At 71.6% G+C, this 20,767-nt stretch carries 13 protein-coding genes; 5 read left to right on the top strand and 8 right to left on the bottom strand.

Annotation, left to right across the window (positions count from 1 at the left end):
- Nucleotides 1–72: 72 nt before the first annotated feature.
- Nucleotides 73–3,618, bottom strand: coding sequence for a DNA polymerase III subunit alpha (dnaE, locus tag STTU_RS25780; protein ID WP_043256353.1), 3,546 nt, complete (start codon nucleotides 3,616–3,618; stop codon nucleotides 73–75).
- 133 nt (nucleotides 3,619–3,751) lie between these two features.
- Here dnaE and STTU_RS25775 point away from each other — a divergent pair, with 133 nt between their 5' ends.
- The 3 genes from STTU_RS25775 (at nucleotide 3,752) to STTU_RS25765 (ending at nucleotide 6,859) form a co-directional block, all read left to right on the top strand.
- The gene (locus STTU_RS25775; RefSeq protein WP_007828272.1) at nucleotides 3,752–5,089 is read left to right on the top strand and encodes a DUF2252 domain-containing protein; all 1,338 of its coding nucleotides are present in this window, start codon (nucleotides 3,752–3,754) and stop codon (nucleotides 5,087–5,089) included.
- Nucleotides 5,090–5,238: 149 nt separating this feature from the next.
- Nucleotides 5,239–5,928 carry a hypothetical protein gene (locus STTU_RS25770; RefSeq protein WP_007828271.1) on the top strand — a complete coding sequence of 230 codons (690 nt, stop codon included), beginning with the start codon at nucleotides 5,239–5,241 and terminating at the stop codon, nucleotides 5,926–5,928.
- 76 nt (nucleotides 5,929–6,004) lie between these two features.
- Nucleotides 6,005–6,859, top strand: a complete 855-nt coding sequence (locus tag STTU_RS25765; protein WP_007828270.1) for a thioredoxin domain-containing protein — start codon at nucleotides 6,005–6,007, stop codon at nucleotides 6,857–6,859.
- 113 nt (nucleotides 6,860–6,972) lie between these two features.
- On the opposite strand, the gene STTU_RS25760 is transcribed toward STTU_RS25765, so the two are convergent.
- On the bottom strand, nucleotides 6,973–7,542 hold the full coding sequence (locus tag STTU_RS25760) for a dienelactone hydrolase family protein (protein ID WP_043256351.1): 570 nt from the start codon (nucleotides 7,540–7,542) through the stop codon (nucleotides 6,973–6,975).
- An 80-nt stretch (nucleotides 7,543–7,622) separates the two neighbouring features.
- Between STTU_RS25760 and STTU_RS25755 the strand changes: the two genes are divergently transcribed.
- Nucleotides 7,623–8,954, top strand: coding sequence for a mechanosensitive ion channel family protein (locus tag STTU_RS25755; protein WP_007828268.1), 1,332 nt, complete (start codon nucleotides 7,623–7,625; stop codon nucleotides 8,952–8,954).
- Nucleotides 8,955–9,120: 166 nt separating this feature from the next.
- Here STTU_RS25755 and STTU_RS25750 read toward each other — a convergent pair whose 3' ends face one another.
- From STTU_RS25750 to STTU_RS25725, 6 genes are all read right to left on the bottom strand, one after another.
- Entirely contained in the window at nucleotides 9,121–11,997 is a 2,877-nt protein-coding gene (locus STTU_RS25750; protein ID WP_007828267.1) for a hypothetical protein, read from the bottom strand.
- A gap of 406 nt (nucleotides 11,998–12,403) precedes the next feature.
- Nucleotides 12,404–13,990: a Na+/H+ antiporter gene (locus STTU_RS25745; RefSeq protein WP_007828266.1), complete on the bottom strand. Its 1,587-nt coding sequence runs from the start codon at nucleotides 13,988–13,990 to the stop codon at nucleotides 12,404–12,406.
- A 164-nt stretch (nucleotides 13,991–14,154) separates the two neighbouring features.
- Nucleotides 14,155–14,658, bottom strand: coding sequence for a GNAT family N-acetyltransferase (locus STTU_RS25740; protein ID WP_007828265.1), 504 nt, complete (start codon nucleotides 14,656–14,658; stop codon nucleotides 14,155–14,157).
- Between the two features lie 10 nt (nucleotides 14,659–14,668).
- The gene (locus tag STTU_RS25735; protein WP_007828264.1) at nucleotides 14,669–15,610 is read right to left on the bottom strand and encodes an RluA family pseudouridine synthase; all 942 of its coding nucleotides are present in this window, start codon (nucleotides 15,608–15,610) and stop codon (nucleotides 14,669–14,671) included.
- A gap of 42 nt (nucleotides 15,611–15,652) precedes the next feature.
- Nucleotides 15,653–16,267: a signal peptidase II gene (gene lspA / locus STTU_RS25730; RefSeq protein WP_007828263.1), complete on the bottom strand. Its 615-nt coding sequence runs from the start codon at nucleotides 16,265–16,267 to the stop codon at nucleotides 15,653–15,655.
- A 200-nt stretch (nucleotides 16,268–16,467) separates the two neighbouring features.
- A complete protein-coding gene (locus STTU_RS25725; protein ID WP_234009445.1) occupies nucleotides 16,468–16,893 on the bottom strand; it encodes a TraR/DksA family transcriptional regulator in 426 nt (141 codons plus the stop codon).
- Between the two features lie 564 nt (nucleotides 16,894–17,457).
- Between STTU_RS25725 and ileS the strand changes: the two genes are divergently transcribed.
- On the top strand, nucleotides 17,458–20,604 hold the full coding sequence (gene ileS / locus STTU_RS25720) for an isoleucine--tRNA ligase (RefSeq protein ID WP_043256349.1): 3,147 nt from the start codon (nucleotides 17,458–17,460) through the stop codon (nucleotides 20,602–20,604).
- Nucleotides 20,605–20,767 lie beyond the last annotated feature (163 nt).

Below are 20,767 nucleotides of genomic sequence, written 5' to 3'. Positions count from 1 at the left end.
CGCCCCTCCGGCACGTACGGAAGCCGGGCCCGCGCGAGGACCGCGAGCGCCGTGGGCCCCCCGGGGCGGCCCCTACCCCGCCAGGCAGGACGGCCCGAGCAGCACCTTCAGGTCCCCGAAGAGCGAGGGATCGGGCTGCACGCGGTGCCGGTCCAGGCGCAGCACTGTCGTCTTGCGCGGGCCCTGGAGCTTGATCCGCACCTCCGAGTTGCCCCGGTGGCTGCCGAGCACCTCGCTCAGGCGGCTGATCATCGGCGGCGTGACGCGGGTCGCCGGGATCGTGATGACCACGGGCGCGTTGGTGCCCGCGTGGGAGAGGTCGGGGACCTGCATCTCCATCGCGACGAGGCGCGGGATGTCCTCGCGCTTGTCGAGCCGGCCCTTGACGAAGACGACGGTGTCCTCGACGAGCTGGGTCGAGACGAGCTGGTACGTGGCCGGGAAGAACATGCACTCGATGGAGCCCGCGAGGTCCTCCACCGTGGCGATCGCCCACGCGTTGCCCTGCTTGGTCATCTTGCGCTGGAGGCCGGAGATGATGCCGCCGACCGTGACGACGGCGCCGTCGCCGAAGTCGCCGCCCGTGAGCTGCCCGATCCCCGCGTCCGCCTTGTCCGAGAGGACGTGCTCCAGGCCGAAGAGCGGGTGGTCGGAGACGTAGAGGCCGAGCATCTCGCGCTCCTGCGCGAGGAGATAGCTCTTCTCCCACTCGTCGTCGCCGAAGGTCACGTCGAGCCCGAAGCCCGGCTCGTCCTTGCCGTCGTCGTCGCCCATGCCGCCGAAGAGGTCGAACTGCCCCTCGGCCTCCTTGCGCTTGACCGCGACGACGTTGTCGATCATCGGCTCGTACTGCGCGGTGAGGCCCTTGCGGGTGTGCCCGAGCTGGTCGAAGGCACCCGCCTTGATGAGGGATTCCGTCGTGCGCTTGTTGCAGACGACGGCTTCGACCTTGTCGAGGTAGTCGGGGAACGAGGCGTACTTCCCCTTCGCCTTGCGACTGCGGATGATCGAGTCCACGACGTTCTGACCGACGTTCCTGACCGCCGTGAGACCGAAGAGGATCACGTCGTCGCCCTGGGCCGCGAAGTTCGCGAGCGACTCGTTGACGTCCGGCGGCAGCACCCGGATGCCCATGCGGCGGCACTCGTTGAGGTAGACGGCCGACTTGTCCTTGTCGTCGCGGACCGAGGTGAGCACGGCGGCCATGTACTCGGCCGGGTAGTTCGCCTTGAGGTACGCGGTCCAGTAGGTGACGAGCCCGTACGCCGAGGAGTGCGCCTTGTTGAAGGCGTACCCGGCGAAGGGGACCAGGACGTCCCACAGGGCCTGGATCGCCTCGTCGCTGTAGCCGTTCTTGCGGGCACCGGCCTGGAAGAGGACGAAGTTCTTCTCCAGTTCGTCGGCCTTCTTCTTGCCCATCACGCGGCGCAGGATGTCCGCCTCGCCGAGCGAGTAACCGGCGACGATCTGCGCGGCCTTCTGCACCTGCTCCTGGTACACGATGAGGCCGTACGTGAGCCCCAGGACCTCCTTGAGCGGCTCCTCCAGCTCGGGGTGGATCGGGGTGATCTCCTGCTGGCCGTTCTTGCGCAGCGCGTAGTTCGTGTGCGAGTTCATGCCCATCGGGCCCGGCCGGTACAGGGCCGAGACGGCGGAGATGTCCTCGAAGTTGTCGGGCTTCATGAGGCGCAGCAGGGAGCGCATCGGGCCGCCGTCGAACTGGAAGACGCCGAGCGTGTCGCCCCGGCACAGCAGGTCGTACGTCTTCGGGTCGTCGAGCGGGATGGCGAGGAGGTCGAGTTCCCTGCCCTTGTTGGACTTCACCATCTTGACGGCGTCGTCCATGATCGTCAGGTTGCGCAGGCCGAGGAAGTCCATCTTCAGCAGGCCGAGCGACTCGCACTGCGGGTAGTCCCACTGCGTGATCGTCACGTTGTCCGTGTGCCGGACCCAGACCGGGGCGTGGTCGATGATCGGCTCGCTGGACATGATGACGCCGGCGGCGTGGACGCCCATCTGCCGCACGAGGCCCTCGACGCCCTTGGCGGTGTCGATGACCTTCTTGACGTCGGGCTCGTTCTCGTACATCCCGCGCACTTCGCCCGCCTCGGAGTAGCGCGGGTGCGTGGGGTTGGTGATGCCGTCGAGGTCGATGCCCTTGCCGAGGACGTCGGCGGGCATCGCCTTGGTGATGCGGTCGCCCATCGCGTACGGGTAGCCGAGGACGCGCGCGGAGTCCTTGATGGCGTTCTTCGCCTTGATCTTGCCGTACGTGCCGATCATGGCGACCTTGTCGGCGCCGTACTTCTCGGTCACGTAGCGGATGACCTCGACGCGCCTGCGTTCGTCGAAGTCGATGTCGACGTCGGGCATCGAGATGCGCTCGGGGTTGAGGAAGCGCTCGAAGATCAGTCCGTGCTCGATCGGGTCGAGGTCGGTGATGCCCATCGCGTACGCGACGATCGAGCCGGCCGCGGAGCCTCGCCCGGGGCCGACCGCGATGCCGTTGTTCTTCGCCCACATGATGAAGTCCGCGACGACGAGGAAGTAGCCGGGGAACCCCATCTGGATGATGACGTCCATCTCGTACTCGGCCTGCTTCTGCCGGTCGTCGGGGACGCCCGCCGGGTAGCGGCGCTCCATGCCGCGGCGGACCTCCTCCTGGAACCAGGTGATCTCCGTGAAGCCGTCCGGGATCTCGAACCTCGGCATGAGGTCGCGCTTCTCGAACATGCCTGTCGTGTCGATCTGCTCGGCGACCAGGAGCGTGTTGCGGCAGCCCTCCTGCCAGGCGTCCGAGGAGTCGATGGCGTACATCTCGTCGGTCGTCTTGAGGTAGTAGCCGGTGCCGTCGAAGCGGAAGCGGTCGGGGTCCGAGAGGTTCTTGCCGGTCTGGATGCACAGCAGCGCGTCGTGGGCGACGGATTCGTGCGCGTACGTGTAGTGCGAGTCGTTGGTGACGAGCGGCGGGATGCCGAGCTTCTTGCCGATCTCCAGGAGTCCGTCACGGACCCGGTGCTCGATGTCGATGCCGTGGTCCATCAGCTCCAGGAAGTACCGGTCCTTGCCGAAGATGTCCTGGTAGTCGGCCGCCGCCTTGAGCGCCTCCTCGGGCTGCCCGAGCCGCAGCCGCGTCTGCACCTCGCCCGAGGGGCAGCCGGTCGAGGCGATGAGGCCCTCGGACCACTGGGAGATCGTCTCCTTGTCCATGCGGGGCCACTTCTGGAGCCAGCCCTCGGCGTAGGCGTCGGAGGAGAGCTTGAAGAGGTTGTGCAGCCCGGTGCTGTTCGCCGCCCAGATCGTCTTGTGAGTGTAACCACCGGAACCGGAGACGTCGTCGCGCTTCTGGTGCGGCTGGCCCCACTGGATCTTGCGCTTGTTGCGGCGGGACTCGGGCGCCACGTACGCCTCGATGCCGATGATGGGCGTGACGCCCGCCTTCTTCGCCTGGTGGAAGAAGTCGTAGGCGCCGTGCAGGTTGCCGTGGTCGGACATCGCGATGTGCGTCATGCCCATCTCGTTGCACGCCTGGAACATGTCCTTGAGCCGCGCCGCGCCGTCCAGGAGCGAGTACTGCGTGTGCACGTGCAGGTGAGTGAACGGCGTCTTCGCTGACACGGGGCCTCCGGGGGCGGCGGGACGAAAGGGACCCGGGAAGTCTATGCCGGACGGAACCACGACCGGCCCTCCGGTCGTTGTCCGTCCGGGGAAGAATCCAACCCCCGGTTCACCGCCCAAGGAGGCACCCGCGATGTCCGTCCCGCAGCCCACTGCCATCCCCGCCGAGGAGCGCGGGGAGCACATCCTCGGCGTGTTCGACACGGCCTTCGGAGAGCTGCTGACGGCGGACCCCGCCGCCTTCCGGGTCAAGTTCCGCAAGATGGCGGCCTCCGCCTTCGCGTTCTACCGCGGCACGGCCTGCCTCTTCTACGCCGACCTCGCGCGCGAGCAGCACACCGGCCCGTACCTCGACGAGCGCACGAGCCGCGTGTGGGTGCACGGCGACCTCCACGCCGAGAACTTCGGCACGTACATGAACGCCCGCGGTCGCCTCGTCTTCAACGTCAACGACTTCGACGAGGCGTACGTCGGTCCCTTCACGTGGGACCTCAAGCGCTTCGCCGCCTCGGTCGCCCTCATCGGCTACGCGAAGGCGCTCAGCGACGCGCAGATCACGGAGCTGGTCACCCTGTACGCGCAGGCGTATCGCGAGCGGATCCACCAGCTCGCGACCGGCGCCAAGAGCGACGAGGTCCCGCCCTTCACGCTCGACACCGCCGACGGGCCGCTGCTCGGCGCGCTGCGCGAGGCCCGCTCGCTGACCCGCTTCGGGCTCCTGGAGTCGATGACCGGGATCCACGACGCCGAGCGCCGCTTCACCGCCGGGCCCGGCACGATCGAGCTGGACGCGGCGACGCGGTACAAGGTGCTGGCCGCCTTCGACGGCTACCTGGAGACGCTGCCCGAGTCGAGCCTCGCGCGGCCCGACTCCTACCGCGTCAAGGACGTCGTCGGCAGGCGCGGCATCGGCATCGGCTCCGCCGGGCTGCCCTCGTACAACATCCTCCTGGAGGGGAACAGCGACGCGCTGGAGAACGACGTCGTGATCTACCTCAAGCAGGCCCAGACCCCGGCCGTCTCGCGGCACGTGGACGACGCGGCGGCACGCGCCTACTTCCTGCACGAGGGGCACCGCACGGTCATCTCGCAGCGCGCCCTCCAGGCGCACGCCGACCCGTGGCTCGGCTGGACCGAGCTGGACGGCGCGGGACAGCTCGTCGCCGAGATCTCCCCGTATGCGGTCGACCTCGACTGGAGCGACATCGACGAGTACGAGGAGATCGCCGCCGTCGTCGCCGACCTCGGGCGTGCCACGGCCGCGATGCACGCGGCGGCGGACGACGAGAGCGAGCACTCGGAGCTGGTGCCCTTCTCGACCGAGCGGGCCATCGACGCCGCCCTCGCGGCCGCCGAGGAGGGCTTCGCACCGCTCCTCGTCGACTTCGCGCACCGCTACGGAACGGTCGCGCGCCGTGATCACCAGATCTTCGTGGACCTCTTCCGCAACGGCCGCATCCCCGGGCTCTGAGCGGCCTTCCGCCTCCGGGGTGTTGTCCCGGGGGCGGACGGATGATTCCCTTGCGCCACACGGCTTCGTGGTGGCGCCTGTCACCCCGGGCCTTTCCACAGCATCCCTTTAGGGCTCGCTTAACCGGGCCCGTGGCAGACTCGACAGCGATGGACATCTCAGGGACCCAGCTCAGAGCACTGCGCGCGACGTTCTTCACCGCGCTCGTGGTGACGCTCTCCGCTGCCTCCCACGTGGTCCTCTCCCGCTCCCCGCTGCCCCTCGCGCCGCTCCTCGTGGTCGCCGGGGCCGTCTTCGCGCTCGCGTACGCGCTAGCGGGCCGTGAGCGGCGCTACGGGGCCATCGCCGCGCTTCTCGTCCCGCTGGAGCTCGCCGCCGACACCGTCTTCACGACGGGCCAGCACCTCTGCTACGGCGAGAGCGGCGGTCCGGTCGCCGGTCCGCTGCGCAGCGTCGGCATCGACGTCCTGTGCGGCGGTGGCCCGGTCGGGGTCCCGCTGAGCCACTTCGCCGGGGGCGAGCCCACCGGCGCCGCGAGCCTCCTCACCGACCCGCGTCCGGGCGCCGCCTGGCTGCTGCTCGGCGCGCACCTCGCCGTCGGGATGCTGGCGGCGGCCTGGCTGCGCGGCGGCGAGAAGGCCCTCGCGCGGGCGCTCGGCACGCTCACCTGGTTCGCCTTCCGGCCGCTGCTGCTCGCCGTGGCCTGCGCCACCGCCCGGTCCCGCGCGGCCCGCGCCCACCTCGGGCGCGCCCTCGCCCGCGTGGCCCGCCCCCACCTGCTGCTCCTGGCCCACTCCGTAGGACGCCGGGGACCTCCCGCGGTCGCTCTCACCGCCTGAAGTCCCCCGCCGTGCCCGTGAGCACGGCCTCGTTTCGCACGTCCTCACACGTCTTACGGATTACGGAGTCACCCCCATGAGCCAGCGCAACAGCCAGCAGGCCAAGGCCACCGCCCGCGAGCGGCTGCGCGCCGAACGCGAGCGCCAGGCGAAGAAGGACGCCCGCAAGCGGCAGTTCCTCGTCGCGGGCGGCGTCGTCGCCGTCCTCGCGATAGGCGCCGGGATAGCCGTCGCCGTCGCCCAGGGCAACAAGCCCTCGCAGTGGGAGTCCGCGAAGTCGGACACCCTCGTCAAGCCGAAGAACACGAGCGGCGCGAACGGCACGACCGTCGTCCTCGGCAAGGACTCGGCGAAGAAGACGCTGACCCTCTTCGAGGACCCGCGCTGCCCGATCTGCTCGCAGTTCGAGCAGACCGTGGGCCCGGACCTCCACGCGGACCTCGACGCGGGCAAGTTCAAGGTCGAGTACGTCGGCGCGACCTTCCTCGACGGGGACTCGGGCTCCGGCAGCAAGATCGACCTCGGCAGCCGCGGCTCCGGCTCCAAGAACGCGATGAGCGCCCTCGGCGCCGCGCTCAACGTCAGCCCGGACGCCTTCCTCGACTACAAGACCGCGATGTACGCGAAGAAGTGGCACCCGGACGAGACCGACGACAAGCTCAACTCGGACTCGTACCTCCTCAAGATCGCCGCGACCGTCCCCGCGCTCAAGGACAACGCGACCTTCGAGAAGCAGGTCAAGGACGGCACGTACGACCGCTGGGCGATCGAGATGAGCAAGAACTTCAACAAGCAGTCCGACAAGTACGGCGTCACCGGCACGCCCTCGCTCGTCATGGACGGCAAGAAGATCGTCGGCAGCGACGGCCAGAACGCGCCGATGACCGCCGCCGACTACAGGACCGCGATCGACACGGCGCTCAAGGGCTGAGACGCTCAGGAGCGGAGGGGCTGGAATTTCCTGGGACGGGAACATTCCAGCCTCTCCGGCGTTCGAGGAGCGGGGTTCGGGGCGGAGCCCCGAGAGGCGAGCCGCCCAGGGGGCTACAGGCTGTCCAGGAACCCCAGCGCCGTCCGCCACGCCTGCTCGGCGGCCTCCGCGTCGTAGTCGGGCAGGGCGGGGTCGGTGAAGAGGTGTCCCGCGCCCGGGTACCGGTAGATCTCCACGTCGGCCCCCGCCCGCCGCATCTGCGGGTACCACAGGCTCAGCCACTCGTGCGTCTCGGCCGGGTCGGGGTCGGCGACGTGCAGTTGTACGGGGAGGTCGTCGACGGCCGCGTCCTCGCGCAGGTCCGAGGTGCCGTGGAGGAGGAGCAGGCCGCGCGCGTTCTCGTCACCGAGCGCGAGGTTCTGCGCGAGAGCGGCGCCGAGGGAGAACCCGGCGTAGACGAGTCCTTTGTCACTGAAGGGCGCGGCGGCCTTGACGGCCCTGGTCAGCAGGCGGTCGTTGCCGATCGACTCGCGCAGCTCGGCGGCCTCCTCCTCCGTCCCCGCCGTTTGCCCCTCGTACAGGTCGGGCACGCGCACCTGGTGTCCGGCCGCCCGCAGCCGGTCGGCCGCCTCGTGCACGGCCGGTCGCAGTCCGTAGGCGGAGTGAAAAAGCAGGATGTCCATACCGGCCATCCTGCCAGCGCCCCCGACCCGGACGCGCCAGGCCCCGGGGGCCGACCGAGACCCGGAGACCTTTGACACCCATGGAAGAGATCCTGCGCCCCGTCCTCGTGATCGGCGGTTCCGTCCTGCTCACGCTGGTGCTCGGCTGGAGCTCGGACCGGCTCCTCGCGCGCGCGGCGGTACGGCACAACGAGACCCCGCTGTGGGAGAAGCTCCGCGAGTGCCGGGTGCCCTGGCAGGTGCTGCTGCTCGCGGCGCTCCTGCGCGGCAGCTACCGGGAGATCACCTGGAACGTGGTGGAGCGCTTCGACGGCGCGATCGGCCTGATCCTGACCCTCGTCCTCATCGGGGCGACGGCGTGGCTCCTGGTCCGGGTCGTCTCGACGGTCCTGGAGTCCTCCTACGCGCGGTACGCGGCGATGACGCACGACGCGGCGCGGGTGCGCAGGGTCCGTACGCAGATGACGCTCATCATGCGGATCGTCACGGCCCTCGTCATCGTCATCGCGGTCGCCTCGATGCTCATGACCTTCCCCGACCTGCGGACGGCGGGGAAGTCGGTGCTCGCCTCCGCGGGGATCATCGGGATCGTCGCGGGTGTCGCCGCGCAGTCGACCCTCGGCAACCTCTTCTCCGGTTTCCAGATCGCCTTCGGCGACATGGTCCGGATCGGGGACACCGTGGTCGTGGACGGCGAGTGGGGCGTCGTCGAGGAGGTCACGCTGACGTTCCTCGCGGTGCGCACGTGGGACGAGCGGCGCATCACGATGCCCGTCTCGTACTTCACCTCGCGGCCCTTCGAGAACTGGTCGCGCGGCGGCGCGCAGATGTCCGGCACCGTCTTCTTCCAGCTCGACCACTCGGCCCCCGTCCCGCTCATGCGCGAGGAGCTGCGGCGCGTCCTCGCCGACTGCCCGGCCTGGGACGGCCGCGACTGGAGTCTCGCCGTGACGGACACGACGCCGACGACGATCGAGGTGCGGGCCGTGGTCACCGCGAAGGACGCGGACGACATCTGGACGGTACGGGTCGTGGTCCGCGAGCGGCTCATTGCCTGGCTCAGCGCCCACCACCCGTACGCCCTGCCGAGCGTCGCCACGGTCCCGGCCGCCGAGCCCCCGGACAGCGCCCCCACGCCGAGCCTCCGCAAGGACACCCAGCCGCGCCCCTCCGAGGTGCACAGCAACAACGCGGCGGACTACCCGCTGCGCGAGGACGGCCACGACCTCCCGCCGGACGAGGACCCGCGCGCGGAGGACGGGGAGGAGACGGAACCCGCCGTCCGCCGCGCGGAGGCGGCGGACGCGGGCGCGCACCTCGACGGCCACCGCGGCCGGGGCCCGCACGACCGCGTCCACGCACCCGACCCGCGCCGCCACGACGTGCGGCCGGGGGCGGGGCGGAAGCGGTAGCGGCAGCGGCAGCGGCAGCGGTCGGGGAGAGCGGGAGCGGCTCGGGGGCGGGGGCTTCGCGATCCGTGGCCGGGGGGCGGCTTGGCGATCCGTGGCCGGGGGGCGGCTTCGCGATCCGTGGCCGGGGGCGGCCCGCGCGGCCCTCACGCGTGCCCCGCCCCGCCCCTCACCGTCCCCCGCGGTCCTTCTCCGCCTGCTCCGCCGTCTTGTCGATCGGGCAGTCCCCGGCGTCCGGCATCCAGTCCTCGTGGCCCGCCTTGATGCCGCACAGGAGCACGGATTCGAGCTTGCCGTCCTTCGGGCTGCGGGACACGCGCCACATGGCCATCGACTGGGCCCCGTGCCCCTCGGCCTGCGGGTAGTGGGCGAAGCCGATGTCGCCGGTGGCTTTCGTGATCGTGTCCTCGCCCTTGGCGAGCCAGAACCAGGTCTCGGCGGGGCCGCGGCCCTCCGCCTTGTCCGCCGCCTCCGCGAGCGCCCAGGTCGCGTCGTGGGCGAGCGCCGTCTGCCCGCTGGCGAGCGCGTCGTCCCCCGGGCCGATGCCCTCCGGTATGCCGGGCAGGAAACTCTGCGCCTCCTCGTAGAAGGCCGCGTCGTACCACGCCCAGGGGTCGACGAGCGTGCTGTGGTAGATCGTGACGTTGGCGGGCAGCGACTCCTGCGGGAAGTGCGCCTTGGAGACGTCGTCCCCGGTGATGACCGAGATGTCGCGCCCGGCGCACACGGTGCCGAACCTGCGGGTGAGCGGCGGCAGGTCCTCGGCGCGCCCCGCGACGAGCACGACGAGCGGGTCCCGTTCGTCCCCGACCTTGCAGGCGGTGTCCACGACAGAGGCGGCCGGTTTGCCGCCGCTGACCTGGTAGGTGAGTTCCCGCGACGGCTTGTCGAGTCCCGTGTCGCCGCCCGTGAGGTGCTTCCTGAAAGCGTCCGCCTGGTCCTTCGTGTACTGGTCCTTCGTGCCCGGCCCGGACCGGGTCAGCAGCACGGTGGTGCGGGTGTCCCGGCCCGCCCGGTCCTCCCGCCCGGCGAGCTGCCGGGCGATGACGGCGAGCTTGCGGGCCTGCCAGTCGTCGTTCGCGGCGAGCGAGTACCAGTTGCGGTACGCACCGGGAAGGGACTCCGAGGAGTTGGTGCCCGAGACCACCGGCAGTTGCGCGTCGCGCAGGATGCCCACCGCCTCCCCGGTGTCCGTCGTGTTCCTGCCGAGCCCGACGACGCCGACGACGCTCGGGTCCCGGCGCGCGTAGGCGACGATCCGGCGCGCCATCTCCGTCTGGTGGCCCATGTCCACGCCGCCGTTGGCGACGAGGACCCGCATCTTCGTCTTGCCCTCGTCGGCGTTGAAGCGGTGCTGCGCGAGCGCCACGCCCGCCAGTTCCTCCGCGCCCTTGACCGGCGAGGAGTTGTCCCCGTCGGCAGTGCTCAGCGGGCCCGCGTAGACGACCGTGAAGGCGTGTGCGCCGGCCTTGGCGTTCGCGTCGGCGATGCGCTTCTCGACGTCCTCCAGCCGCCAGGGCGGTGTGTCGCCCTTCTTCGCCGGGGGCAGTCCGGCCCCGAACCGCACGGCCCCCGTGGACAGCCCGACGCACTCCCGCGTCGCGCCCGAGCCCACCAGCTCGGTGTCCCGGTCGGCGCTGAACAGCCCGGTGCGGCAGTACGTGTCCGCCAGGTCCGCCTGGTACGAGATGAGCAGCCCCGCCGCGACGCCGAGGACCACGATCCCCGCCCACGCCGACCACAGCACCCGCGCCGCCCTCGGCCGCGCGGCAGCGCGTTCGCACCAGCGCACCTGCTGGACCGGCGGTTCCAGCTCCGCCGCGGGCACGGCGATCCGCAGCGCCCACGGCACGGTGCCGGAGGAGCTGGGCGACTGCCGGGCCCGCAGCGCGCCCTCCCAGTCCTCGTGCAGCCGGGCCAGGCGGTCCGCGAAGTCGTACGGGGCCGGGCGCTCCACCGGGTCCGGTGCGCGGCGCTCGTCCAGCCCCTCGACGTCGGCCGCGTCCACCGAGGCGACGACGAGCAGCGGGTCGAGTTCGCTCCGCACGGTCCGTACGTCGCTGATCGCCTGGAGCAGCGCGATCCCGCCGTCGCCCGCGTCGGCGCGGCGCAGGAAGAGCACGGGGGGCCGCAGCCGTTTGAAGCCGCGCAGGTCCCAGCTCCAGCGCCGGTGCGCGTCGCGCAGGTCCTCCAGGAGCGCGAGCACGTGGAGCTGGAGCTGCGCGTTGCCCCCGTCGCGCAGCGAGCCCGCGACGTCGGCGGCCCGCTCGGTGACGGAACGCCAGGACCGGAAGGGGTGCAGCAGCCCTGCCTCGTAGGACTGGCGGCCCTGCACGGGCAGCAGGAAGGTCGTGGTGAGGAACCAGCGGCTCTCCCTGCGCATCCACAGCAGCAGCGGGGCACGCCCCACGGGCACGAAGTAGAGCACGGCGAGGAGCAGGAGGAAGCCGCAGGCCACCGAGAAGGCGATGGGCGCCTCGAAGAGCGGGAGCAGCGCGGTGAGCACGGCGAGCACCGCCGCGAGGAGTCCCGCGGTACCGGCCTCGCTGAGGCGTTCGCCGAGCGCGTTGCGGCGGTGCGCGGCGCGGGGCCGCCAGCGCTGGCGGGCGAGTTGCTCGACGAGCGCGCGCCGCTCGGCGGCCGGGTCGACGCGCGCCTCGCCCTGCTGGTCGACCTCGCGCACCGCGTCGGCGATGGCGTGCACGAGCCGCAGCCGCGGAAAGCGGTAGCGGCGGTACGGGACCCCGGGCATCCGGGGCCACTCCGAGTCGCCCCAGGCCCGGGGCGTGTCGACGCCCTGGAGCAGCAGCGCGGCGCGGGCCCGGTCCCCGCCGGGCCCGAGGGGCTGCTCGGGACCCGGCGCGCGCGGATCGAGCACGGCGCAGCGGGCCCCGTGATCGACCTGCACCGCCAGCACGTCGTCGAGAATCCGGTTCGCCCGCTCGTCCCCGGCGCTCTCCTCGGCGTGCAGCACGAACATCGGGACGAGCGGTTCACCCCCGCGGAAGTCGCGGACCAGCCCCTCGATCCTGGCCTGAACCCCCAAACTCGCCCGAACCCGCGCACGCTGCGGCCTCCGGCACAGGACCAGCCCGTCCGACCCCCGTCTCACCATGCCCAACCCCCTTTGGACAACGTGGAGTTGAGACTTTACCGCCAGTGACTCCCCAAAACAGCCCTCCCCCCGATCCAATCCCGCCCCGCCAAGCCCCCCAAATCCAGCCCCTCCGGCGCTCGAGGAACAGGACACGGGCCAACACCCCACAACCCAGCCCCCCCCGGCGCTTGAGGAGCAGGACACGGGCCAACACCCCACAACCCAGCCCCTCCGGCGCTTGAGGAGCGGGGCATGGGGCAGCGCCCCATAACTCAGCCCCTCCGGCGTTTGAGGAGCGGGGCCCGGGGCGGAGCCCCGTGAGGCCGACCCCCCGGCCCGGGCCAGGCAACTCCCGTCAGTGCAAAGACCGCACGTCAAGCTGCCGCAACACCCGGTCCACGATCTCCGGATCCGCCCCCGGCTCGCTCCGAGCCGAAAGCACCGCATGCCGCGCCGCCGACATCATCTCCTTCTGCACCTTCCTGAACGCCTTCACGCGCGCCACACGCTGCGCCAGGTGCTCGCGCCGCTCGTCGTCCATGATCTCCGGGCTGATCCGCGCCCCGATGTCGAAGGCACCGCGCTGGAGGCGTTCGATGACGTCGTCGGGCAGGTCCTGGACGCCCTCGATCTCGTGGAGCCTGCGCCGGGCCGCCTTCGCCGCGCGGATGGCGAGGTCGTGCTCGATCTTCCGCTCGGCGTCCGTATCGGCCCGTACCCCGAGCTTCCGCACGAGCCACGGCAGCGTGAGCCCCTGGAAGACGAGGGTGACCATGATGACGCAGAAGGCGATGAAGACGAGTTCGTCCCGCCCGGGGAAGGCGTCGCCCGCGTCCGTCGTGAGCGGGATGGCGAGGGCCAGGGCGACCGAGGCCACACCCCGCATCCCCGCCCACCACATGACGACGGTCTCGCGCCAGCTCGTCGGGATGTCCTCGGCGACGTCGCGTTTCTTGTGCAGCCGCTGCGCCAGCCAGCTCGCGGGCAGCAGCCACAGGAACCGCACGCCGATGACGACGGCCGCCACGAGCAGGCCCCAGCCGATCATCTCCCAGACCCGGTCGCCCGCCGTGCCGAAGACGGTGTGCAGTTCGAGGCCGATGAGCCCGAAGGCGATCCCGGTGACGAGGGTGTCGACGACCTGCCAGAAGGTCTGCCCGGTGATCCGCCCGAGGACGTCGTCGGCGTCGAGTGCGTACTCGGAGAGGAAGAGCGCGGTGGTGAGGACGGCGAGCACGCCGGAGCCGTGCAGTTCCTCGGCGAGGACGTAGCTGACGAAGGGGACGAGGAGGGTGAGGCCGGTCTGGAGGGTCGCGTCGCCGAGGAAGTCGAGGAGCTTGCTGGTGAGCCAGCCGAGCGCGAGGCCGACCGCGACGGCGACGGCGGCCGAGAGGAAGAAGAGACCCACGGCCGAGGGGAGCGAGAAGCTGCCGCCGACCGCCGCGCCGATCGCGACGTGGTAGAGCACGATCGCGGTGACGTCGTTGAAGAGGCCCTCGCCCTCCAGGATGGAGACGAGGCGGCGGGGCAGCCCGAGCGAGCCGGCGACGGCGGTCGCGGCGACCGGATCGGGCGGCGCGACGAGCGCGCCGAGCGCGACGGCGGCGGCGAGCGGCAGGCCCGGGACGATCGCGCTGGCCACGGCGGCCACGGCGGCCGTCGTGACGAAGACGAGCGCGACGGCGAGCAGGAAGATGGGCCGTCTGTTCGCCGCGAACTGGCGCCAGGACGTCCGTTGCACCGCCGCGTAGAGCAGCGGCGGCAGGACGAGGGGCAGGATGAACTCGGGCGGGATGCTGACGTTCGGCACGAAGGGCAGCAGCGCGAGGACGACCCCTAGGAGCGTCATGAGCACCGGGGCGGGCAGCCCGAGTTTGTCCCCGAGCGGCACGGTGAGCACGGCTCCGAGCAGCAGCAGGATCAGCAGCGCCAGTTGGTCCACGGCGGGGGCCTCCCAGGGGGCTCAGTCGTACGGGCCACCCCTCCACCAGGACCGATCCCCACCGGAATCACCCCCCGAGGGGTACCCCCACCCTCCCATGGGTGTTTCTTTACCGAACACGTGGGTGGCGGGCCCCGGGCTCGCGTGGCCGGTGGCCCCCGGCCTCAGACAGCCTTCCGCATCGCCCGGTGTTTGATCCCGGCTTCGAGGTAAGTCCCCCCGTACGCCACGTATCCGAGCCGCTCGTAGAAACCGAGCGCGTGGGTCTGCGCGTGCAGGTCGACGCTCGTGAGCCCGAGTCCGGCGGCGAGCCGCTCGATGCCGGTGACGAGCGCCGCCCCGACCCCGCCGCCGCGGGCCGCGCCGCGCACGGCGAGCCGCCCGAGCGAGCCCGCCCCCGCCGTGTGCCCGGTCGGCTCCCACGCGGCCTCGCCGTGGAGGAGCCGTCCGGCGCCGAGCGGGGTGCCGTCCTCGGCGAGCGCGAGGACGTGCGCGGCCTCCGCGTCGAGCGCGTCGTACTCCAGGTCCTCGGGCACGCCCTGCTCCTGGACGAAGACCTCTTTGCGCACGAGGAAGCACGCCGCGCGGTCCTCGTCGCTCTCCGCGCGCCGCACGACGTACGCGGTGCCGTCGGGCAGCGTGCCGCCCGCGAGTGTCCCGGCGCTCATCGGGCCCTCCTCAGCGGCTCTCGGCACGGACCCGGTCCAGGGCGCGCTGGAGGTCCTCGGGGTAGTCGCTCGCGTACTCGACCCAGTCGCCCGTGCCGGGGTGGGTGAAGCCGAGGCGGACCGCGTGCAGCCACTGCCGGGTGAGGCCGAGCCGCTTGGCGAGCGTGGGGTCGGCCCCGTAGGTGAGGTCGCCGACGCAGGGGTGGCGGTGCGCGGACATGTGCACGCGGATCTGGTGGGTGCGGCCCGTCTCCAGCTTGACGTCGAGGAGGGACGCGGCGCGGAACGCCTCGATGAGGTCGTAGTGGGTGACCGACGCCTTGCCCTCGGCGGTCACGGCCCACTTGTAGTCGTGCTGCGGGTGGCGGCCGATGGGGGCGTCGATGGTGCCCGACGTCGGGTCGGGGTGGCCCTGGACGAGCGTGTGGTAGCGCTTGTCGACCGTACGGACGCGGAACTGGTTCTTGAGCGAGGTGTACGCGCGCTCGGACTTGGCGACCACCATGAGCCCGGAGGTGCCGACGTCGAGGCGGTGCACGATGCCCTGGCGCTCGGCGGCGCCCGAGGTGGAGATGCGGTACCCGGCGGCGGCGAGGCCGCCGATGACGGTCTGGCCCGTCCAGCCGGGGCTGGGGTGCGCGGCGACACCGACCGGCTTCATGATCACCACGACGTCCTCGTCGTCGTGGACGATCTCCATGCCCTCGACGGGCTCGGCGACGATCTGCACGGGCGCGGCGGCCCGCGGCATCTCGACCTCCAGCCAGGCCCCACCGCGCACCCGCTCGGACTTGCCCACCACCGAGCCGTCGACCTGCACCTTTCCGCCCGCCGCCAGCTCGGCTGCCTTGGTGCGGGAGAAGCCGAACATGCGCGAGAGGGCGGCGTCGACACGCTCGCCCTCCAGGCCGTCGGGGACGGGAAGGGTACGGACCTCGGGAATAGCGCTCACCCGTCGAGTATGCCGGACGGGTGAGGAAGGCAGGTACGGGAGCTACTCGCCCACGCTCTCCGCCCGGCCCTTCTCCTCGTCCTCGCCCTCGCCCTTTTCCTCGGCTGCCTTCTCGTCACGGTGCCTGGTGCCGTCCGGGTCGAGACCGCGGAAGGAGAGCAGGACGATGAGGATGCCGCCGCACACGATCGCGGAGTCCGCGAGGTTGAAGACGGCGTAGCCCTTGGGGGCGATGAAGTCGACGACGGCGCCCCGGAAGACGCCCGGGGAGCGGAAGACGCGGTCCGTGAGGTTCCCGAGGGCGCCCCCGAGGAGCAGCCCGAGCGCGACGGCCCAGGGCAGGCTGTGCAGCTTGCGGGCGAGCCGGGCGATCACGACGATGACGCCGACGGCGATGATCGTGAAGACGATCGTGTACGCCTCGCCCATCGAGAAGGCCGCCCCGGAGTTCCGGATCGCGGTGAGCCGCAGCCAGTCCCCGATGACCTGCACGGACCCGTCCCCGTGCCCCTCCAGCCGCGCGACCACGAGCAGCTTGCTCACGAGGTCGACGGCGTACACGAGCACGGCCACCACGAACAACGCGAGCACGCGCCGCGGCCCCTTGCCCGTACGCTCGGACGAGACTCTCTCGATGGTGCGCTCCGCCTCAGCCACGTGACGTCCTCAAACCCGATGAACCGAACGGCTCCGAGAGTACGTCACAAGCCCGAACCCCCGCCCGGCCCCGAAAAATCAGCCCCTCCGGCGCTTGAGGAGCGGGGCCCGGGGCGGAGCCCCGAACCGGCCCCGGGGCGGAGCCCCGAAAAGGGGGCCCGGGGCGAAGCCCCGGCCCCTCCCGCCCGGCCCCCCGAGGCTCAGCGCCGCTCCGACTTCTGCTTGCAGTCCACGCACAAGATGGCATGCGGAAACGCCTGCATCCGCGCCTTCCCGATCGGCTTCCCGCAGTTCTCGCACACGCCGTACGTCCCCGCGTCCATCCGCAGCAGCGCCCGCTCCGTCTGTTCGAGCCGCTCCCGCGAGCCCGCGGCGAGCGCCAGCTCGTGCTCCCGGGTCACGTTCTTCGTCCCGGTGTCCGCCTCGTCGTCCCCCGCCCCGTCCGCGGAGTCCCGCATCAGGCTCGCGAGGTCCGCCTCGGCCGTCTCCAGCTCGGCCCGCAGCCCGGCGATCTCCTGTTCCAGGCCATGCCTCGCCTCGGCGGCCTCCTCAGCCGTCCAGGGGTCCTCGCCGGGCCGTACCGCCAGTTCAGCGGGGTCCGTCGCTCCGCCGCGCGTAGTGGGCACGATCTCCTCCATCACCTTCGTCGTACCGCTTGCCGCAGACGCAGCACCGGACCGGCCTGCGATATTCCTCGTTCCTGCCCCCGCGTACGCGAAACAGCCCCGCACACACGGTGGTGGGACGATAAATCGACATCCCCCGCACGGCAACGGGCCACGCCGCCCGTCCGCCACGCGCCACCGTGCGCCCTCCCCCGGCGGCCCCGCCGCCCGTCCGGCCGGGAGCGGGCGGGCCCGGGTGGAGCCGTGGCGGCCCGCCCACCCCGTACCCGTACACTTGCGGCAGCGAAACACAGGTGTGGATGGGGACGAGTAGCGCCGAGAAGCGGCCAGGAGCGACCCGGGGACGGTGGAAGCCCGGGGGCACGCGCGTCGCGAAGATCACCCCCGGAGCCGCCGGAGGAAAGCCAGGGGTGAGTGCCCCGCGGCCGTAGAACCGGCTTCGCGGACCCAATGAGGGGGCCGCAGGGCAGTCGCCCGGCGGCCAAGGAGGGTGGTACCGCGGGAGCGCGTCGGCTCTCGTCCCTCCGACGGAACAGCAGATCCGCCGGAGGAGCAACGAGCCCCATGACGACCCCGCCGCAGTACCGACCCGTCCCCGCCCAGGTGGACCTCCCCGCTCTCGAACACGACGTGCTCGACCTGTGGCGCGAGCGCGACACCTTCGCCAGGACGCTCGCCCAGTCCGAGGGCCGCCCCGAGTGGGTCTTCTACGAGGGCCCGCCGACCGCCAACGGCATGCCGGGCGCGCACCACATCGAGGCGCGCGTCTTCAAGGACGTCTTCCCGCGCTACCGCACGATGCGTGGCTACCACGTCGGCCGCAAGGCCGGCTGGGACTGCCACGGCCTGCCGGTCGAGCTGGCCGTCGAGAAGGAGCTGGGCTTCACCGGCAAGAAGGACATCGAGGCGTACGGCATCGCGGAGTTCAACGCGAAGTGCCGCGAGTCCGTGACCCGCCACACCGACGCCTTCACCGAGCTGACGACCCGCATGGGCTACTGGCTCGACGTCGAGAACGCCTACCGCACGATGGACCCCGAGTACGTCGAGTCCGTGTGGTGGTCGCTCAAGCAGATCTTCGACAAGGGCCTCCTCGTCGAGGACTACCGCGTCGCCCCGTGGTGCCCGAAGGACGAGACGGGCCTCTCGGACCACGAGCTGGCGCAGGGGTACGAGACCGTCGTCGACCCCTCGGTCTACGTGCGTCTCCCGCTCACCTCCGGCCCGCTCGCCGGGAACACCGCGCTGCTCGTGTGGACGACGACGCCCTGGACGCTCGTCTCGAACACCGCCGTCGCCGCGCACCCCGAGGTCGCCTACGTCGTCGCGACGGACGGCACCGAGCGCCTCCTCGTCGCCGAACCGCTCCTGGAGAAGGCCCTCGGCGAGGGCTGGGAGGCGACGGGCGAGCGCTTCACCGGCGCCGAGATGGAGCGCTGGACCTACCGGCGCCCCTTCGAGCTGATCGAGTTCCCCGAGGCCGCGCACTACGTCGTCAACGACACGTACGTGACGACCGAGGACGGCACCGGGCTCGTCCACCAGTCCCCCGCCTTCGGCGCGGACGACCTGCGCGTGTGCCGCGCCTACGGTCTCCCCGTCGTCAACCCGGTCCGCTCCAACGGCACCTTCGCCGAGGACGTGCCGCTCGTCGGCGGGCAGTTCTTCAAGAAGGCCGACGAGGACCTCGTCGCCGACCTCAGGGCCCGCGGCCTGCTCTTCAAGCACGTCCCGTACGAGCACAGCTACCCGCACTGCTGGCGCTGCCACACCGCGCTGCTCTACTACGCGCAGCCCTCCTGGTACATCCGCACGACCGCCGTGCGCGACCGCCTCCTGGAGGAGAACGAGAAGACCAACTGGCACCCGGAGAACGTCAAGCACGGCCGCTTCGGCGACTGGCTCAAGAACAACGTCGACTGGGCGCTCTCGCGCAAGCGCTACTGGGGCACCCCGCTGCCCGTCTGGCGCTGCCCCGACAACCACCTCACGTGCGTCGGCTCCCTCGCCGAGCTGAGCGAGCTGACCGGCACCGACCAGTCGGGCCTGGACCCGCACCGCCCGTACATCGACGCGGTCACCTTCGCGTGCCCCGAGTGCGGCGCCGGGGCCACGCGCGTCGAGGAGGTCATCGACGCCTGGTACGACTCGGGTTCGATGCCGTTCGCGCAGTGGGGCTACCCGTACCGCAACAAGGAGCTGTTCGAGGCGCGCTACCCCGCGCAGTTCATCTCCGAGGCGATCGACCAGACCCGCGGCTGGTTCTACACGCTGATGGCGATCGGCACGCTCGTCTTCGACAAATCGAGTTACGAGAACGTCGTGTGCCTCGGCCACATCCTCGCCGAGGACGGCCGGAAGATGTCCAAACACCTGGGCAACATCCTCCAGCCGATCCCGCTCATGGACCAGCACGGCGCCGACGCGGTGCGCTGGTTCATGGCCGCGGGCGGCTCGCCCTGGGCGGCACGCCGCGTCGGGCACGGCACGATCCAGGAGGTCGTCCGCAAGACGCTCCTCACGTACTGGAACACCGTGGCCTTCCAGGCCCTGTACGCCCGGACGTCGCACTGGGCGCCCTCGGCCGCCGACCCGGCCCCCGCCGAGCGCCCCGTCATCGACCGCTGGCTCCTGTCCGAGCTGCACAAGCTCACCGCCGGGGTCACCGAGGCGCTGGAGTCGTACGACACCCACCGCACCGGGCAGCTCCTCTCCGCCTTCGTCGACGACCTCTCCAACTGGTACGTGCGCCGCTCGCGCCGCCGCTTCTGGCAGGGCGACAAGGCGGCGCTGCGCACCCTGCACGAGGTCGTCGAGACGGTCACGCGGCTCATGGCCCCGCTCGTCCCCTTCGTCACGGAGCGGGTCTGGCAGGACCTCGTGGTCTCCGTGGACGCCTCGGCACCGGAGTCGGTGCACATGGCGAGCTGGCCCGAAGCGGATTCCGGGGCCGTGGACGAGGAGCTGTCGCGGCAGATGGCGCTCGTGCGGCGGCTCGTGGAGCTGGGCCGCGCGACGCGCGCCGAGTCCGGCGTCAAGACCCGGCAGCCGCTGAGCCGCGCGCTCATCGCGGCGACGGGCTTCGAGACGCTGGGCGAGGAGCTGCGGGCGCAGATCGCGGAGGAGCTGAACGTCGCGGGGCTCGCCTCGCTCGGCGAGGTCGGCGCCTCCCTCGTGGACACGAGCGCGAAGGCGAACTTCCGTGCGCTCGGCAAGCGGTTCGGCAAGGGCGTGCAGGCGGTCGCGAAGGCGGTCGCCGACGCGGACGCGGCGGCGCTCTCGGCGTCCCTGCGCGAGACGGGCACGGCGACGGTCCTCGTGGACGGCGCCGAGGTGGCCCTCTCCCCCGAGGAGGTCTTCCTGACGGAGACCCCGCGCGAGGGCTGGGCGGTCGCCTCGGAGGCGGGCGCCACGGTCGCCCTCGACCTGGAGATCACCGAGGAACTGCGCCGCGCCGGCCTGGCCCGCGACGCGATCCGCCTCGTCCAGGAGGCCCGCAAGAACAGCGGACTCGACGTGGCCGACCGCATCGCCCTGCGCTGGACGACCCAGGACCCGGCCCTGGCCGAGGCCCTGCGCGAGCACGCGGCACTGATCGCGGACGAGGTCCTGGCCACGGACTACGCGGAGGGCGAGCCGACGGAGCTCTACGGCAAGCCCTTCGAGGACGCGGGTCTCGGGCTGACGTTCGCGCTGCACAAGGTGGGCTGAGCCGCTGGTCGCCGGAGGGGGCGTGGGGCGGAGCCCCATGAATCAAGCCCCTCCGGCGATCGAGGAGCGGGGTCCGGGGCGGAGCCCCGCAACGGCCCCCGCTCCCGGCGCCACGAAACGCCACCGGGCCCCCAGGTCAAAGACCTGGGGGCCCGGTGGGAAC

Origin of the sequence: Streptomyces sp. Tu6071 (assembly GCF_000213055.1) — a bacterium.
Taxonomy (GTDB): domain Bacteria; phylum Actinomycetota; class Actinomycetes; order Streptomycetales; family Streptomycetaceae; genus Streptomyces; species Streptomyces evansiae.
The sequence above is the reverse complement of the archived record's forward strand: the minus strand, read 5'-3'. Positions and strand labels throughout refer to the sequence as shown.